The 16,999-nt window shown below is 49.2% G+C and carries 14 protein-coding genes; 9 read left to right on the top strand and 5 right to left on the bottom strand.

What is annotated here, in order from left to right; all coding sequences use genetic code 11:
• The first annotated feature begins 105 nt into the window (after positions 1-105).
• The 3 genes from E2B99_RS05750 (at position 106) to thrC (ending at position 3,649) form a co-directional block, all read left to right on the top strand.
• Complete coding sequence (locus E2B99_RS05750; protein ID WP_134244002.1) at positions 106-912, top strand: DsbC family protein; 807 nt, start codon at positions 106-108, stop codon at positions 910-912.
• 174 nt (positions 913-1,086) lie between these two features.
• The gene (locus E2B99_RS05745; RefSeq protein ID WP_134244001.1) at positions 1,087-2,394 is read left to right on the top strand and encodes a homoserine dehydrogenase; all 1,308 of its coding nucleotides are present in this window, start codon (positions 1,087-1,089) and stop codon (positions 2,392-2,394) included.
• Between the two features lie 109 nt (positions 2,395-2,503).
• Entirely contained in the window at positions 2,504-3,649 is a 1,146-nt protein-coding gene (gene thrC / locus E2B99_RS05740) for a threonine synthase (protein ID WP_134244000.1), read from the top strand.
• A gap of 122 nt (positions 3,650-3,771) precedes the next feature.
• Here thrC and E2B99_RS05735 read toward each other — a convergent pair whose 3' ends face one another.
• Positions 3,772-4,857: a serine hydrolase gene (locus E2B99_RS05735; RefSeq protein ID WP_430981447.1), complete on the bottom strand. Its 1,086-nt coding sequence runs from the start codon at positions 4,855-4,857 to the stop codon at positions 3,772-3,774.
• 180 nt (positions 4,858-5,037) lie between these two features.
• Here E2B99_RS05735 and gacA point away from each other — a divergent pair, with 180 nt between their 5' ends.
• The 3 genes from gacA to E2B99_RS05720 all read left to right on the top strand — a co-directional run bounded on the left by gacA (position 5,038) and on the right by E2B99_RS05720 (position 8,896).
• Positions 5,038-5,673: a response regulator transcription factor GacA gene (gacA, locus tag E2B99_RS05730; RefSeq protein WP_134243999.1), complete on the top strand. Its 636-nt coding sequence runs from the start codon at positions 5,038-5,040 to the stop codon at positions 5,671-5,673.
• A 114-nt stretch (positions 5,674-5,787) separates the two neighbouring features.
• Positions 5,788-7,404 carry a two-component system sensor histidine kinase NtrB gene (locus tag E2B99_RS05725; protein WP_134243998.1) on the top strand — a complete coding sequence of 539 codons (1,617 nt, stop codon included), beginning with the start codon at positions 5,788-5,790 and terminating at the stop codon, positions 7,402-7,404.
• Between the two features lie 34 nt (positions 7,405-7,438).
• A complete protein-coding gene (locus E2B99_RS05720; RefSeq protein ID WP_134243997.1) occupies positions 7,439-8,896 on the top strand; it encodes a sigma-54-dependent transcriptional regulator in 1,458 nt (485 codons plus the stop codon).
• A gap of 293 nt (positions 8,897-9,189) precedes the next feature.
• On the opposite strand, the gene E2B99_RS05715 is transcribed toward E2B99_RS05720, so the two are convergent.
• From E2B99_RS05715 to E2B99_RS05705, 3 genes are all read right to left on the bottom strand, one after another.
• Positions 9,190-10,473, bottom strand: a complete 1,284-nt coding sequence (locus E2B99_RS05715) for a S41 family peptidase (protein ID WP_134243996.1) — start codon at positions 10,471-10,473, stop codon at positions 9,190-9,192.
• Position 10,474: 1 nt separating this feature from the next.
• Positions 10,475-12,052, bottom strand: coding sequence for a 2,3-bisphosphoglycerate-independent phosphoglycerate mutase (gpmI, locus tag E2B99_RS05710; RefSeq protein ID WP_134243995.1), 1,578 nt, complete (start codon positions 12,050-12,052; stop codon positions 10,475-10,477).
• A 165-nt stretch (positions 12,053-12,217) separates the two neighbouring features.
• Positions 12,218-12,889, bottom strand: a complete 672-nt coding sequence (locus E2B99_RS05705) for a hypothetical protein (RefSeq protein WP_134243994.1) — start codon at positions 12,887-12,889, stop codon at positions 12,218-12,220.
• 144 nt (positions 12,890-13,033) lie between these two features.
• Between E2B99_RS05705 and E2B99_RS05700 the strand changes: the two genes are divergently transcribed.
• Complete coding sequence (locus E2B99_RS05700) at positions 13,034-14,047, top strand: AraC family transcriptional regulator (RefSeq protein ID WP_134243993.1); 1,014 nt, start codon at positions 13,034-13,036, stop codon at positions 14,045-14,047.
• Between the two features lie 86 nt (positions 14,048-14,133).
• On the opposite strand, the gene E2B99_RS05695 is transcribed toward E2B99_RS05700, so the two are convergent.
• Positions 14,134-14,574, bottom strand: a complete 441-nt coding sequence (locus tag E2B99_RS05695; protein ID WP_134243992.1) for a DUF2147 domain-containing protein — start codon at positions 14,572-14,574, stop codon at positions 14,134-14,136.
• A 152-nt stretch (positions 14,575-14,726) separates the two neighbouring features.
• Between E2B99_RS05695 and E2B99_RS05690 the strand changes: the two genes are divergently transcribed.
• Both E2B99_RS05690 and E2B99_RS05685 read left to right on the top strand, forming a co-directional pair.
• Entirely contained in the window at positions 14,727-15,635 is a 909-nt protein-coding gene (locus E2B99_RS05690) for an alpha/beta hydrolase (protein WP_134243991.1), read from the top strand.
• A 152-nt stretch (positions 15,636-15,787) separates the two neighbouring features.
• Positions 15,788-16,702, top strand: a complete 915-nt coding sequence (locus E2B99_RS05685; protein WP_134243990.1) for a LysR substrate-binding domain-containing protein — start codon at positions 15,788-15,790, stop codon at positions 16,700-16,702.
• The last annotated feature ends 297 nt before the right edge of the window (positions 16,703-16,999 follow it).

The following is a 16,999-nucleotide window of genomic DNA, read 5'->3' as shown; positions in this document are numbered from 1 at the left end:
TTTTTGTTATGCTGTGCCTCTTTGTATGAGCTTGCTTTAGCCTCAGAGAGGCTAATTACATCGCAATTTACAATGTATTTATACCAATTAGTTTAAGGATTCATTATGCGGTTTGTCCTCACGTCAATGGCGGCGGTGATACTGGGTTTTAGCCTGTCTGGCTGCTCCAATGCTGACACCAGTTCAGCCCCTGATAATTCCATGACCGCCACCACGCCAGCTGCTGGTGAAGCCCTGGACATTACCGAGCGCAATGCCAACAACCGCTTTAAGGACACCTTAAGCAAAAGCCTGAAAGCTGCCGGGATTAATGCCAAAGTTACCAATGTACGCCGCACCGAACTGCCCAATATGTACTGGGTGAGTTTAGATGGCCTGCCATCGGTTTATGCCACTGCTGATGGCAAATATATTTTTCAGGGCGATGTGGTGCGTCTGGACAAAAACAACGTGCATAACATCAGTGAAGAACTACAGTCTGGCGATACCAAAGCCTTACTGGCCAGTGTGAAGCAGCAAGACACCATTACCTATAAGCCCAGCGGCAACACCCGGGCTGTGGTGTATGTATTTACCGATGCCAGTTGCCCTTACTGCCACAAGCTGCATGAAGAAATGGCCAACATTAATGCCAAGGGTATTGAAGTGCGCTATCTGGCCTGGCCGCGTGCCGAGCAGTTTGTACCAGCCATGGTTGCCATCTGGTGCAGTGAAGATCGTGCCGCGGCCTTTAATACCGCCATTAAGGGCCTGCCAGTGAATGCCCCACAATGTAAAAATCCGGTGATGGAACATCACAGTCTGGGTCAGCAAATTGGTGTGAATGGCACCCCAGCCATTTATAGTGTGGATGGTAAATATCTGGGTGGTTACCTGACAGCGGATGAACTGGCAAAACGTCTGGGCCTGTAATCCGGCTTATGTGTCAAATGCAAAACAATAGCAGGCCCACAGTGGCCTGTTTTTTTAGCCCGAATTTAGAAATTCCCTGATGAACCAGCCTGCAAATCCCAATTTTTGACTGGTGAAACCAGCGGTTTTTGGCTATGATTTGTGCCTTTATTTTTAGTTGTTTGGAGTGTGACGGTGAAACCAGTCCGACTGGCGATTTTAGGCCTAGGCACCGTAGGTGGTGGCGCCTTAAAACTATTACAAGAAAACGCAGCAGAAATTGCGCGTCGTACCGGTCGTGATATTCAAATTACCCATGTGGGTACACGTCGCCCACGCCCTGATTTAAACCTAGATGGCATTGCGCAAAGCGACGACCTGCTGTCGATTGTACGACAGGATAATGTTGACATTGTCATTGAAGTGATTGGCGGGACATCTCAGGCCCATGATGTGGTGCTTGAAGCCATCCGTCATGGCAAGCATGTGGTCACCGCCAACAAGGCACTCCTGGCTGAACATGGCAATGAACTGTTCAGGGAAGCCGAACAGCATAACGTCCAAATTGCCTTTGAAGCGGCAGTTGCCGGTGGTATTCCTATTATCAAGGTAATGCGCGAAGGTCTGGCAGCCAATAAAATTGAATGGCTGGCTGGCATTATCAACGGTACTGGCAATTTCATCCTGACTGAAATGCGTGACAAGGGCCGTGCCTTTGAAGATGTATTGAAGGAAGCACAACAACTGGGCTATGCCGAAGCTGACCCTACTTTTGACGTTGAAGGCATTGATGCCGCGCATAAACTGACCCTGCTGGCCTCAATAGCCTTTGGTATTCCGCTGCAATTTGAAAAAGTTTACACCGAAGGCATTAGCAAGCTGACCGCGCAGGATGTCAATTACGCCGAAGAGCTGGGCTATCGCATCAAGCATTTGGGTGTAGCGCGTCGTTTGGCACATGGCATTGAATTGCGTGTGCATCCAACCCTGATTCCGGAAAGCCGCCTAATTGCCAATGTGAATGGCGTGAAGAACGCCGTACTGGTGCAGTCCAATGCCGTTGGCCCTACCCTGTATTATGGTGCCGGTGCTGGCGCTGGCCCCACAGCTTCGGCAGTGGTGGCTGATGTGCTGGATCTGGTGCGCTTTATCAGCACCCAAAACAGTGCCAGCTATGTGCCGCATCTGGCATTCCAGCCCGATGCACTGGCCGATACGCCGATTCTGGCGGCAGACCAGATGACCACAGCCTATTACTTGCGTCTGGATGCTGAAGACCATCCGGGGGTACTGGCTGAAGTCACCAGTATTTTAAGCCGTGCCGGTATTAATATTGATGCCATCCTGCAAAAACCAGCACAGGATCAGGGCCACGTTCCGGTTATTTTGCTGACCCAGCCTGTACTGGAAGCCAAGATGAATGACGCCATTGCCCAGATTGAACAGCTGGCAGCCATTTGTGCCCCTGTTGTGCGCATTCGTTTGGAAACACTGGACAGCTAAGCCGGATTTAATCCGAAATTTTTGATTTTAAGGGCTGTCCAGCTAATGCTGGCAGCGACCACAGCCTGTAGTCAGCCTTATTGGTCGACTAAAATATTGGAATACTACTATGTCAAACGCCACCCGTTACACTGGCCTAATTGATCGTTACCGTGATCGCCTGCCGGTATCTGCCAGCACCCGTGCCATTTCTTTGGGTGAAGGCAATACGCCGTTGATCAAACTGGAAAACATTCCAGGCTTAATTGGCAAGGATGTTGAAATTTATGTCAAATATGAAGGCCTGAATCCAACCGGATCATTTAAAGACCGTGGCATGACCATGGCCGTGACCAAAGCAGTTGAAGAAGGCAGCAAGGCCATTATTTGTGCTTCTACCGGCAATACCTCTGCCGCTGCTGCCGCTTATGCAGCCCGTGCTGGTATCAAGGCATTTGTACTGATTCCCGAAGGCAAGATTGCCATGGGTAAAATGGCACAAGCCATGATGTATGGCGCCATTACCCTGCAAATCCGTGGCAACTTTGATGCAGGCATGCAACTGGTCAAAGAAGTGGCTGATCAGGCACCAGTCACCATTGTGAACTCCATCAACCCGTATCGTTTACAGGGTCAGAAAACTGCCGCGTTTGAAGTGGTTGAAGCCCTGGGCCGTGCACCGGATTTCCACTGTCTGCCAGTAGGTAACGCAGGTAACATTACCGCACACTGGATGGGCTATACCGAACATGCGGTTGATCCGCTGCACTATGCCACCAATCGCGCCGTATATGATCCATCCACTGACGCCTTTACCGGTCTGGCAGCAGCACAGGCTCGTCCAAAAATGGTGGGCTATCAGGCAGCTGGTTCTGCACCATTTCTGCGTGGTGGCCCGGTTGCTGATCCCGAAACACTGGCTACTGCGATTCGTATTGGCAATCCACAAAGCTGGAAACATGCGCATGCTGTGATGAAAGAATCCGGCGGCTGGTTTGATGAGCTACAGGATCAGGAAATTCTGGAAGCCCAGCGTATGCTGGCCATGTATGAAGGCATTTTCTGTGAACCTGCTTCGGCCGCTTCACTGGGGGGTGCCATGCGTGACATTAAGGCTGGCAAAATTCCTGAGGGTTCAGTGATTGTCTGTACCCTCACAGGCAATGGTTTAAAAGACCCGGATACTGCGATTCAGCAATGCTCTGATGCCGTCATGTTGGGTATTGATGCCACACTGGAACAGGTTAAAGCTGGCATCCTGTCCAATATGGAATAAGCAGGTCATAACAATATAAAGCCTGTTTAAGCCCCTAAAAAAACCCTGAAATTATTCAGGGTTTTTTGTTGATAGTTTTTAGTGTAAAAAAGCTGGGTTTAAAGCCCATTGTCTAGCACTCGTTAGTTATAGCGATTTAGTGCACCACTAAGCCAGGTAAAAATACGGTTGGCATCATTGGTGCGACCGGCACTGCTGCTGGCACCCAGTAATACCACAACAGTAGGACGCTGGTTGATATTGGCCTGCATGACCACACAGCGTCCTGCTTCATTAATATAACCGGTTTTGGACAAGCCAATATTCCAGTTGCCTTCACGCACCAGTGCATTGGTGTTGTTGGAACGCAACACCCGGGTCGGCAGGTTGAAATCATAATGTGGCGTGGTGGTAAACTGGCGGATTAAGCCATATTGATAGGCAGTACGCACCAGAGTACCCAGATCCTTGGCAGACGCCACATTGCGCGCATCCAGGCCGGTTGGGTCGCCAAACCAGGTTGAGGTCATCCCCAGATCACGCGCCTTTTTGTTCATGGCGGCCATAAAGGCAGCTCGACCCCCCGGATAAGTCCGGGCTAGTGCTGCTGCTGCCGGGTTTTCCGACTTCATCAGCGCCAGTAGCAACACTTCTGCGCGGTTCATTTCATCGCCAACACGCAACGTCGAGCTGGCCCGTTTTGGGCCATTAAAATCTTCGGGCTGCAAGACAATGCGCTGCGCCATATCCAATCGGGCATCTGCAGTCACCACAGCGGTCATGAGCTTGGAAATCGAGGCAATCGGCAATGCCTTGTCCATATTTTTGCTGTATAGCACCTCACCAGTCTGGGCATCCAGTACCAGTGCCGCTGCCGCGCTGACTTCAGGCTGGCCTTGCAGCCTGTTAACAATTTGTGTACCCAGTTGACGAACCGGCTCTTTAACCCGCTCCACCACTGTTGATAGATTACCGGAACGGCCTGGCAACTGGCGCACGTCTACAGCAACTTCGCTGCTGTCACGGTCTTCATGCATCAACCGGCTGGCTTCATCTGCAGACCATGACAGTTGCCCACTGCCCTGTGCCGCTGTAACCTGAGTAGATTCGTAGACTGCGGCCTGCCCCATACCGGACATACCCATGATACCTGCGGCCAGCGACAGATACGCCAAGCCAGTTAAACGCCACTTTGGCTGCTTTGCAATAATGTGTTTTGATTTGGCCATAAAATACGCTTCCTGCAACAATGCCAAACAGGTCATGTGTGAGTAACGACTACCCAATGACCATGCAATGACATAAAATTCGAGCTAGAATATAAGAATGGCGAAATTCCCATCTACTTGGCAAGCGCTTTTCGCTGCTATTAACAAAAAACTTTGCAGTTTTGTAAAGGAGGGCACAGTTTGATTAAAGTTCTGGTGGTAGATGATCACGAGCTCGTCCGTACCGGCATTTGCCGGATGCTGGCCGATACCGTGGATATTGAAGTCATCGGTCAAGCCGAGTCCGGGGAAATGGCCATTGATATGGCACGGCGTGAAAATCCGGATGTGGTGTTGCTTGATGTGAACATGCCCGGTATTGGCGGGGTTGAAACCACCCGTCGCCTTATTCAGAGTGTACCCACCATCAAGGTTCTGGCGGTGAGTGGGCTGGCCGAAGAACCCTATCCCTCCTTAGTATTAAAAGCTGGCGCCAAGGGTTACATTACCAAAGGCGCGCCATTGTCTGAAATGGTACGGGCCGTCAAGAAAGTGATGCAGGGCGGCAAGTATTTTAGTGCTGATATTGCCGAACAAATTGCCAGCAGCTATCTGTCCGAACAGCAGCAATCCCCCTTTGATTTACTGTCTGAACGGGAAATGCAGGTGGCTATGATGGTGGTCAATTGCATCAGTGCGCAGGAAATTGCTGACCGGCTATTTGTTAGCGTTAAAACTGTGAATACCTACCGCTACCGGATTTTTGAAAAATTGAATGTGGATAGCGATGTCAAGCTAACCCATCTGGCCATTCGCTATGGCCTGATTAAGCCTTAGTTTCTTTAAAGTTTATTGGCTCAACGCCTTGTAGACTCAGCGTTTTTAAACAAAACATGCCATAATAAAGCACATCCCTCGTTGTGTTCATTCATTTCCTCAGGGAAGAGGTCAATGTTTAAAATAAAGCGCCTGTTTTCTGCGGTTCAGCAGCCTTATGATTCCAATGTTTTATATCGGCTGGTGCTGATTTACTCCGGTTACCGGCTGGCCCTGTCATTTTTCCTGATTGCGCTGTTTTTAATGACCCTGAACAATCCGGTCGTGGGGGGCAGCGCACCGTATTTATATTTAAATGCGCTGGCAGGCTATGCCTTTGTGACCCTGATGTCCTATGTGTCGTTACGGCACTGGCCCTATCAGCTTGATAACCAGATTAGCTTCATGTTAGTGGTGGATGTTTGTGCACTTACCCTAATGCTTTATGCCAATGGCGGCCCCAGCCTGCAAATGTCCATGCTGTATATGGTGGTGGTGATGGCTGCCAATATCCTGCTACCAGCTTTGCGTGCGCTAGCAATTGCCTTGTTTGCGGCCATTACCGTGATTTACCAGCAGTTTTTTTATAGTCTGGCACAGGATGCGGATATTCGTGGCATTAGTGGGGCGGCTCTGCTGGCATCCAGTTTTATTGGTATTTCGCTATTTGGCCAGTTGATTACCCAGCGCTTGCGGCTGGTTGAACGACTGGCGCAGGAACGCTCACGTGAAATTAACCAGCTACAGGCCATTAACCAGCAAATCGTGGAACAAATTGAAACCGGCCTGCTGGTGCTGGATGAACATCACAATATTTTGCTGATTAACAAGGCTGCACAGCAGCTGGCATTTTCCTTAAGCCTGCCCATTACCGACATGATAAACCAGCCACTGGGCCGGATAAACTCGCAACTGGCAGAATATATCCAGCAGGCGCTGGATCAGCAGCATTATGAATTTTTATTAAAGCCGCAGGGCAAGCATCAGGATCTGAATATTCAGCTGACCCGCCTTAACCATGATGACAAAAGCAGTCATTTTCTGGTGATCATGCAAAGCCTGCAACGCCTTAATCAGCAGGTACAGCAGCTTAAGCTGGCATCTCTTGGCCAGCTCACTGCCAGTATTGCGCATGAAATCCGCAATCCGCTGGCAGCCATTAGCCAGGCCAGCGAGCTAATGGCCGACAGTAAACTGGATGAAACCAATCAGGAATTGCTGGCCATGATTCAGCGCCAGACCCGCAGGCTGGACCTGATTATTGAAAACATTCTGCAAATGTCACGCCGCAAGCCGGTAAGTCCACAAAAAATCCAGTTAAATGGCTGGATTAAGGACATGATTAATGACAATGTGGCGCAGCTTGCACCGTATATCCAGATTCAGGTGCAGGACTGTTTAAGTGTCTGGTTTGATCCCCTACAACTGCAACATATTCTGGTTAATCTGCTGCAAAACGCTGTACATCACAGCAAGAAACTGCATGACCAGCCTGTTATCCGATTGCTGGCCAGCCACAATGAGCAGCAGCATGTGGTGCTGGATGTAATGGATTCTGGCCCCGGCCTGAGCGCCAGCGCCATTAAGACCCTGTTTGAACCATTTTTTACCACCGAACCCAATGGCACTGGTCTTGGCCTGTATTTGTCAAAAGCATTTTGTGAGGCCAATGATGCTCAGTTATTATATGTGCCACAAACCCGTGGCGCCTGCTTCCGGATTGTGTTTCGCTCCCCCACCAAGTCATGTTAGGCTTGGTTCGTATTTACCCCTGTCATGAAGGATCATGCACGTGAACCGCCCACTGGCTCTTATTGTTGATGACGAAGAAGATTTACGCGTTTTGATGCGCATGACGCTCAAGCGCATGAATATCGACTGCTATGTGGCAGACAGCCTGCAACAGGCGCATCAACTGCTGAAAAAGACCAAGTTTGACGTTTGCCTGACCGACCTGAACCTGCCGGACGGTAGTGGCCTGCAACTGGTACAAACCATCAGCCAGCATTATCCGCAGCTTCCAGTGGCCGTAATCACTGCCTATGGCAGTATGGATATTGCCATTGATGCGCTAAAAGCAGGTGCCTTTGACTTTGTCAGTAAACCCATTGAAATGCCCCGGCTCAAAAGCCTGATTGAGCAGGCACTTAAAGTCAATACGCAGGAACAACTGGTTACTCAGGGCATTGAAGACCAGAAACTACTGGGTAAATCACCCGTAATGCAGCAGCTTAAAGCCACCCTGCACAAACTGGCACGCTCACAGGCCCCGGTATATATCAGTGGTGAATCCGGTACGGGTAAGGAAGTGGCCGCACGGCTCATTCATCTGCTGGGGCCGCGCAACAATGGCCCGTTTATTCCAGTGAACTGTGGTGCCATTCCCAGCGAACTGATGGAAAGTGAATTTTTTGGCCATAAAAAAGGCAGCTTTACCGGCGCCACTGAAGACAAGGTTGGCCTGTTTCAGTCTGCACAGGGCGGTACATTATTTCTTGATGAAGTGGCCGATCTGCCGCTGTCCATGCAGGTTAAGCTGCTGCGTGCCATTCAGGAAAAAAAGATTCGCCCCATTGGCACCCAGCAGGAAATCAGCGTAGATATCCGCCTGCTCAGTGCAACGCATAAAAATCTGCAGCAGCTGGTACAGCAAGGTATGTTCCGGCAGGATTTGTACTATCGCATTCATGTGATTGAAGTAAATATGCCGCCACTGCGTGAGCGCGGTTCAGATATTTTGCTACTGGCCACTAATTTTATTGAAAAAATCTGTCAGGAATGGGGTATTGCCCAGCCGGTATTATCCAGGGCCGCGCAGCAGGCATTGATGCAATATAGCTTTCCAGGCAATGTGCGTGAATTGCATAATGTGCTGGAGCGGGCGCTGACCTTAAGTGATGGGCAGGAAATCCAGCCGGATTCACTGCAATTGCCCGGTTTTGGTGGTAGCCAGCCGCCAGTTTTATCCACCCAGCAACTGGTTGCAGAACCCCCTTGTCTAACGGATGCGGTGCCGTCAAATCGTCCGGAGAACAAACTGGACAGCAAAGGCCTGCCCAGTGAAGGACTGGAAACCTATCTGGAAGACATCGAAAAACAACTGATTTTGCAGGCACTGGAAAGTTCCTACTGGAATCGCACGGTTGCTGCCAAAAAACTGGGCATGACCTTTCGCTCACTGCGCTACCGGCTTAAAAAATTCGGGCTGGATAGCGACAACGATGACGAGGATGAGAACAGATAAACGAAGCACTGCTTCGTCTGTTCGCAAGACGGAAGGCTCTGCCTGAAGTGGGCAGATAAGTAAAGCCGCTACGCCTTGCGACATACATGTCTCATTTACCTGCTTGCAAGACGAGAAGCTGTGCTTCGAGTAGAACAGATAAGTAAAGCGGCTACACCTTGCAACATCTAGTTCTTATCTGCTTCCTGATAAAAAGTAAAAACCAGCGAATGCTGGTTTTTTATTTCAGTCATAAAAGAAAGTTCATTGTCAGGTTGAATCACGCACTCATTTAGCCCGCATGAAAACCCCAATCAGGGCAACTGGTAATGCTTTCGCAGCAATTCCACACTGCTATTTAGTGTATTGTCGACGTCGTTCGTGATGAGCTGGTCTTTGATTAAAATATCAGGCTGAATCCCCTTGCCTTCGATCAGCCGCCCCTTGGGCGTGTAATAGCGTGCAACAGTTAGCTTAATGGCATAGCCATCTGCAATGGGCCACAGCTTTTGTACCGAGCCTTTGCCATAACTGGTTTCACCAATCACAATGGCACGCTGGTGATCCTGAAAGGCGCCGGCCAATACTTCCGCTGCTGATGCAGAATAATGGTTGACCAATATGCCTATAGGTAACTGCGCATAGCGTGCTGGCGGTACGGCCTGATAACGCTGCTCGGGCTCGCCACGTCCCTTGGTATAAACAATTAAGCCCTGATTTAAAAACAGGTCGGCCACTTCCACAGCCGCAGACAGCAAGCCGCCTGGATTATCACGTAAATCCAGCAGCACAGCCTTAAGGGGTATCTTTTTCTGATAGGTTTCAATTGCCTGATTAATCTGGCTAGCGGTCTGGCTCTGAAAGGCACTCACTTTAAGTACCAAGATACCATTGGGTTCTTCGATTACTTTTACAGCATTGTCTTCCGGCGTAGCCCGAATGACCCGCACATTGCGACTGTGCTTGCCAGATTCGGCCACACTTAGCTCAACCGTGGTTCCCACCGCGCCACGTAATAACTGGTCAATATCATGCTGGCTCAGGTTACGGGTACTTTTACCATCAATGCGGTATAGCAACATGCCTTCCTGCAAACCCGCACGTGCTGCAGGCGAACCTGCATCCACCTGATCAATTTGCCAGTTGGCATCAGCTCCCGTGAGCGGACGCACGGTCAGGCCGGTTTGTGCCACTTCTCCTTCGGTAAAATCCAGTAAAGCCTCGTAGGTTTTGGCATCCAGATAATCCGAATACGGGTCTAGTTTGGACAACAGGCCATGCAGGGCATTTTCAAACAGCTCGTTGTCATCAACCGGTTCAACATAGTTGGCTTTGACTTTTTCATAAATACTGACAAAACGCCGGATGGCATCAACCGGCACATCATCATAGGTGGGCGCACTGGCTGAACCGGCCTGCGCCTCATCCCTTATTCCGTCGAGTTGATCAAAGTCACCCGACTGCTCCATTTCCGCATCATCACTGTTTACCGTTGTTGCCGGTGTGATACCAGAAGCAGGCGCTGCATGCAGCAGTGTATTAGCAGCAAGCACACTGTATGTCAGCAGCACGATACTGGACAGCCGGGTTTTTTTCATGTTAAACCGCTGCCTGAGCTGCTGGCTGCAATGTCAGCAGATTACGTCCACTCATGTCACTGGGTACTGGAACCTGCATTAGGTTCAGCAAGGTCGGTGCCACATCTGCCAAGACGCCACCAGCTTCAATGCTAGCGCTGGTTGGGCCAACGTAAATCAGCGGCACGTATTCAGTGGTATGCTGGGTATGCACCTGCCCGCTGTCATAATCCATCATTTGCTCAACGTTGCCATGATCAGCAGTAATCAACATATGGCCGCCCTGCGCCATTACCGCGTCATACACACGGCCAATGCACTGGTCCAGCGCTTCCACCGCACTCACCGCTGCGCCAAACACCCCGGTATGGCCAACCATGTCGCCATTGGCATAGTTCACCACCAGTACATCAAACTCACCGGAATTAATGGCGTTTACCAGTTCATCCGTGACTTCAAAGGCACTCATTTCTGGCTTGAGGTCATAGGTGGCCACATCTGGCGATTTAATCAGGATACGCTTTTCCCCGTCAAACGGCTCTTCACGACCACCACTAAAGAAAAACGTCACATGCGCATATTTTTCAGTTTCGGCAATGCGTAACTGGGTTTTGCCAATGCTGGCCAGATATTCACCCAGTGAATTTTTCAGGTCTTCCGGCAAGTAGGCAACAGCCGCAGGAATGGTCTTGGCATAACGGGTCAACATGACAAAGCTGGCAAGCTGTGGCCGCTTCACGCGGTTAAAACCAGCAAAATCATCCTCCACAAAAGCACGGGTAATTTCACGCGCACGGTCAGCCCGGAAATTCATGAACACAATACTGTCACCATCCTTGATGATAGCTGGCTCGCCAACGGTAGTGGCTTTGACAAACTCATCGGTTTCATTCTGGGCATAAGCCTGTGCCAGTCCATCCTGAGCATCAGTAGCATGACGCGCCGTCACGCCTTCAGTGAGCAAACGATAGGCCTGTTCCACCCGATCCCAGCGCTCATCACGATCCATGGCAAAATAACGGCCAATCAGGCTGGCAATTCTAATCTGACCAGCATTGGTGCCGTTTTCTGTAGCCACTTTATGTTCAAAATCCGCAATATATTTTTCAGCACTTTTGGGCGGCGTATCCCGGCCATCCAGAAAGGCATGTACCAGTACATTGACCCCGCGTCGCGCTGCCAGCTGGCTCATGGCCACAATATGGTCAATATGGGCATGTACACCGCCATCGGACAGCAAGCCCAGTATGTGCAGGCTGCCCCCTGTTGCTTTGGCTTTTTCAACCGCATCAATCAGAACCGCATGCTCAAAAAACTGGCCTTCACGGATTTCCTTGGTGATCTTGGTAGAATCCTGATACAGCACGCGCCCGGCGCCCAGATTCATGTGGCCGACTTCGCTATTACCAAACTGGCCTTCCGGCAAACCCACGTCCTCACCCGAACCGGAAATCAGCCCATGCGGATGCCGGGCCTTGATGGCATCCAGATTGGGCGTATTGGCTGCAAGATAGGCATTGTCCTTGACTTCTTCACGGTGGCCAATGCCATCCAGAATCACCAGTACATGAGGCGTTTTACGAGGGGTTGCAGCAGTCATACGCGCAGGCTCTTATCGACTTAAATTTGAATATGCAAATTTTAACCAAAAGTTGCCGTCTGCACTATGTTAAAACCGTATCAATAGTCGATTTTTCAACAGGATTTGCATCCGGCTTTTGCCAAATCAGACTACTGGTATGATTTTTTTGCTGCCCGTGGCCTATCAGGCTGCTTGCGAGGCAGTTTCATCGCTAACCATCTCTGGCTGTAACTGTTGCTGGGCTTTTTGCTCTAGGGTCAGGTTTTGCTCCAAGCGCGCAAATACCTTGGGCAAGTTCCTGCGTGCCCAGGCATTCAATGGCTGTTCAATAAACGCAGGCAAATTCATTCCCAGCAGGTTGGATTCCATCAGTTCATGGGTAGAGGCCACGCGAGTGCCCATTACGTAATCAAACCAGGGCCGGGTAACACACCAGTTGGCATCCTGATTGCTATTCATGTGGTGGTCATAATGCCACGGAATCCGTTTTTTAGCCCAGTCCGGCTCCAGATGCGCGCGGCGATGCACATAAAAATACTTGCCGGCACAATACCAGAATGACAACGCCATACCCTTTGAAAACGGATACGCCATGGCGCTGGTAGTACTGGCCACAATCACCAGCGACAATAGTTCCAGCCGGGTGCGGTCATTTTTCAGGCCTTCCACATAGCCGTCATCGCCAAACTGTTGCTTGCGTACAAAACGATGATGTGCCCAGTGGCTATTCATGCTGGCTGGACTCGGGCTAAAACGCGCCTTACCCTTACGGTGTACCCCATGCAAAATATATTTGTGTGCCACCCATTCAAAGGCGTTGGAAATCATCACACCGGCAATAAATCCTCGAATCATTGCATGTTTATCCTGTCTAATTTTTCTTGATTTTGCCGCGATTTTTCGGCTAAATCTTGACGACAACCTCTTGTTTATTGACAAAACACGACACATCAATAGTTATGACGCTTTGGCAAGGATTTTGGCAAAAGGATAACCGGCATGGCATTTGGATTTAATCAGGAATCGGTCAATGGCGGTCTGGCCAAGCTGGTACAACACTTTTGCCTGCAACAAGGCTTAGCTGTACCGGCAGAGTGTCTGGCCTATCAGGATGCCCAGCGCATTCCGTTTAATGTCTGGCAGCATCTCCTGCATCAGGTCAATGAACACTACCAGCAACCAGCGTTAGGTCTTCAAATTGCCCGCCTGATTGAACCGGCTCATATTGGGATCATGGGTTATCTGGGCTTATCGTGTCAGAATCTGGGTGAAGCCCTGCAACGTTTTGAGCGCTATCACCGTTTGGCCTATGATTGCAATGACCTGCAAATTAACATCAAGGACAATCTGGTAGAAATCAGTTGGGGAATTAATGCTGGCAAACCGGGGCAGCTGGTGGACGAAACTGCCATTGCCCTGTTTAAAAATATTGCTGAACAACTGATTCAGCCATTAGCGCTGACCCTTAGCCATGTGGAATTTGTCAATCCGCAGCCTGCCCACACAAGGATCTATGAGCAGTATTTTGGCTGCCCGGTATCTTTTAACGCCGCACGCACGCGGATTGGTTTTCCCATTACCTTACTGGCAGCTCCGGTTAACCGCGCCGACCAGACCCTGCAAAAACTGCTGGAAAATCATGCCGCAGCCCTATTGCATGAATTGCCTGAACATGATGATTTTGACCAGCAATTGCAACTGTACATGACACAGGCCGTGCAGCAGGGCAGCATCTGTATTGATGACATTGCACAGCGTATGAGCCTATCGGCACGCGGACTGCAACGGCAACTGGTGAAGCGCAACTACAGCTTTCAACAGCGGCTGGCGCAGGTGCGTGAAACGCTGGCCAAGCAATATCTGCTGGATTCCAAACTCAGCCTGATTGATATTGCCCTGTTACTGGCCTACTCTGAGCAAAGTGCCTTCCAGCGTGCCTTCAAGCAATGGACGGGTCAAACCCCGCACCAGTGGCGCAGCAGCCAGCAAGGCCATGCCGGGACAATCTCTTAGGTTTAATATTTAAGGTTTATCCATAAAAAAACCGCTACACCTAAACAGGAATAGCGGTTCTTTTTACAACTTTTATAGCGGGATAATTATTCCACACGCTGCCATGTCTGGTTACGGCCCAGCAGGGACACGCCTAAATAGCCGCGCAGGTTAAGTACCTTACCGTCATCAGACAAAGTGCCTTTAAGCTTATAGGTTTTGCCAGTTTTTGGATCAAGAATGCTACCATAATCGTAGCTGTTTCTCACGCCACTAACAGGCTTTAAGCCATGTACAATGGTCATACCAACAATAGGCTTATTTTTCAGGCTGCCAGTACAATTGGCACACACTCTGGCTGCATCTTTGTCTACCACGTTTTGCACTGTCCCAGCCAGTGAACCATTTTGCTCGGTAAACTTGACAATAGCACGCGGCTTGCCGGTCTTATCGTCAATTGTTTTCCAAGTTGTACCATTGAGTTGATCAGCAGCAAAGCCTGCCGCGCTTACTGCCATCATCAGTGACATCAAAACAAAACGACGCATCTCAACATCCTTTTAGTATGTAAATCGCCCTTTATAATAATCGGTTTATAATTTGCTTCAATATGATTATGTGACTATCCAGTTTTTCAATGTAAAGTATTTCTTCATATTTTTCTCATTTTATCTGCCAGATTTGCCTTGTGGAGTATGACATGGCTTTACCCGAACACCTTAAACGTTATGCTATTGAAAAAATCTTAAAATTAACCTGCAAGATTCCAAGTCAATATCACCTGCCAGTGCCTGTATTGCGCCAGAGTATGGCGCTTGCCAGTAAAAGTTTTCCTGTCCGTCCCGAGATTGATATCACCGCCGTTAAACTGGGTAACTGTAATGCAGAACAGCATGTGCTATATACCAACGGCTTGTCCAAGAAAGTGGTTTTGCATATCCATGGCGGTGTGTTTTTTCTGGGCGGCCTTGACACTCACCGTGCCCTTGCCAGCCAGATTGCGGCACAAACTGGCGCTACCGTATATGTACTGGATTATCCATTATCACCTGAGCATATTTATCCAACAGCGGTTAATGCCATTAAGGATGCCTACATGGCTCTTATTCAGGCAGGCCATGATGCCAAGGACATCATCATTTCTGGTGATTCCTGTGGTGGTAATCTGGCACTGGCAACGGTAATTGCCTTACGTGAGGCCAAAATCATTTTACCTTCTGCCATGATCTTGATGTCGCCATTTCTGGACTTAACCTTAAGCGGTGAATCCATGCAACTCAACAAAAAACTGGATGCCATGCTTAACCGGGAGTTGCTGGCACAGGGCAGCCAGTATTATGTAGGCGACTATCCGCTCGATCATCCGCTGGTTTCTCCTTTATTTGCCGACCTGTCGGGTTTGCCACCCACCCTGGTACAAGTGGGTAGCAAGGAAATCCTGCTGGATGATGCCAATCGCTTTAAGGCACTGGCCGATGCTGCCGGTAATGATATTGAACTCAACATCTATCCCGGCATGTGGCATGTGTTTCAGATGTTTAGTCCCTGGGTGAGTATGGCTGAACAATCTATTATTGAATTGCGTGACTTTATGCAGCGTCATGCCTAAATAGATCTATATTCATCTAAGCCAGCGTATGCTGGCTTTTTTATTCATTTTTACGTGTATAACCAAAAATAATTCATGCAGTCTTTTTAAACCTTTGCTAATTCACGCTACACTAATTTCAATAATGATATTTTTGGTTAAAGAACAACAGAATGGCTGATCTTAATGACTATTACTGGTTTGCACTGGTAGTAAACCATAATGGCTTTAGCGCCACAGAACGTGCAACCGATATTCCAAAATCCAAACTGAGCCGCCGCGTGCAGCAACTGGAACAGGATTTAGGTGTCCGTCTGATTCAGCGGACCAGCAGGCAATTTGCCGTGACTGATGTTGGTATGAGTGTATATCGTCACGCGCAAGCCATGCTCATGGAAGCGCAAGCTGCCGAAGATGTGGTTAATCACCTGCGCGCTGAACCTCGCGGTGTAGTCCGCGTTAGCGTACCAGTAAGTATTGCAGAGCAGGAAATGGTACAAATTCTGCCAAATTTTTTAAAGCGTTACCCAGATATCAAAGTTCAGTTAATCATCAGCAACCGTCGGGTTGACATCATTAATGAAGGGATTGATGTTGCCTTACGGGTCAGAAACCAGTTGGATGAAGATGCCTCATTCATTATCCGGCGTTTTGGGCAAATTAATCATCGTCTGATTGCCTCACCCAACTATTTGAACCAGCATGGCCGTCCTAAACATCCAGATCAATTAACTGAACATACCACGTTGAGCATGAGTGAAGACGAAGTAAACCAGTTCTGGGTCCTGGAAGACCATAATGCTCAAGTAAAACGAATTAAAATTCAGCCTACTGTCATGGGCTCAAATTTTGGAATGCTAACCTGTTTTACAGAACAGGGCATGGGCATTGCCCTCTTGCCAGAAACCATGTGTGCCCCACAGGTTAAATCAGGCAAACTGGAAGTTGTATTACCTGACTGGAAGCTGGCACAGGGAACCTTTCACGCGGTATATCCGTCACGTCGGGGATTATTACCGGCGGTACGGGTATTTATCGACTATCTGGTTGAGGAGTTACCTGTTCTGGTTGCCGCCAACCAGCTTTAGCGGGTTGTTAAAGGCTTTAAAGTTTTAATCAAGAAACCCGCATCAGTTTACTGATGCGGGTTTCTTGATGAGTTGTGAGTAGGCTACCACGCAAGACAAGGGCGATGTCCACTTGCGCTGCTGCACTGCACAGCAAAGGAATCCTGGCTGTTTGCTTTCGGCACGGTTCCTAAATAAAAAAGGGGATCAGTATTGAACTGATCCCCTTAGGAATAATGAGCTGGCGATGCCCTACTCTCACATGGCGAATGCCACACTACCATTGGCGCAACGTGGTTTCACTTCTGAGTTCGGGAA

Source organism: Alkanindiges illinoisensis (assembly GCF_004377485.1).
In the GTDB taxonomy this organism is placed as follows: domain Bacteria; phylum Pseudomonadota; class Gammaproteobacteria; order Pseudomonadales; family Moraxellaceae; genus Alkanindiges; species Alkanindiges illinoisensis_A.
This window is presented reverse-complemented; position numbering and strand designations above follow the sequence as displayed.

Bases quoted from the DNA above. Each gene is read 5' to 3' on its own strand.
- E2B99_RS05715 (WP_134243996.1), bottom strand. From the start codon at position 10,473: ATGAAAAAAACCCGGCTGTCCAGTATCGTGCTGCTGACATACAGTGTG.
- E2B99_RS05685 (WP_134243990.1), top strand. From the start codon at position 15,788: ATGGCTGATCTTAATGACTATTACTGGTTTGCACTGGTAGTAAACCAT.
- gpmI (WP_134243995.1), bottom strand. From the start codon at position 12,052: ATGACTGCTGCAACCCCTCGTAAAACGCCTCATGTACTGGTGATTCTG.
- E2B99_RS05690 (WP_134243991.1), top strand. From the start codon at position 14,727: ATGGCTTTACCCGAACACCTTAAACGTTATGCTATTGAAAAAATCTTA.
- thrC (WP_134244000.1), top strand. From the start codon at position 2,504: ATGTCAAACGCCACCCGTTACACTGGCCTAATTGATCGTTACCGTGAT.
- E2B99_RS05725 (WP_134243998.1), top strand. From the start codon at position 5,788: ATGTTTAAAATAAAGCGCCTGTTTTCTGCGGTTCAGCAGCCTTATGAT.
- E2B99_RS05700 (WP_134243993.1), top strand. From the start codon at position 13,034: ATGGCATTTGGATTTAATCAGGAATCGGTCAATGGCGGTCTGGCCAAG.
- E2B99_RS05705 (WP_134243994.1), bottom strand. From the start codon at position 12,889: ATGATTCGAGGATTTATTGCCGGTGTGATGATTTCCAACGCCTTTGAA.
- E2B99_RS05720 (WP_134243997.1), top strand. From the start codon at position 7,439: ATGCACGTGAACCGCCCACTGGCTCTTATTGTTGATGACGAAGAAGAT.
- E2B99_RS05750 (WP_134244002.1), top strand. From the start codon at position 106: ATGCGGTTTGTCCTCACGTCAATGGCGGCGGTGATACTGGGTTTTAGC.
- E2B99_RS05695 (WP_134243992.1), bottom strand. From the start codon at position 14,574: ATGCGTCGTTTTGTTTTGATGTCACTGATGATGGCAGTAAGCGCGGCA.
- E2B99_RS05735 (WP_430981447.1), bottom strand. From the start codon at position 4,857: ATGGCCAAATCAAAACACATTATTGCAAAGCAGCCAAAGTGGCGTTTA.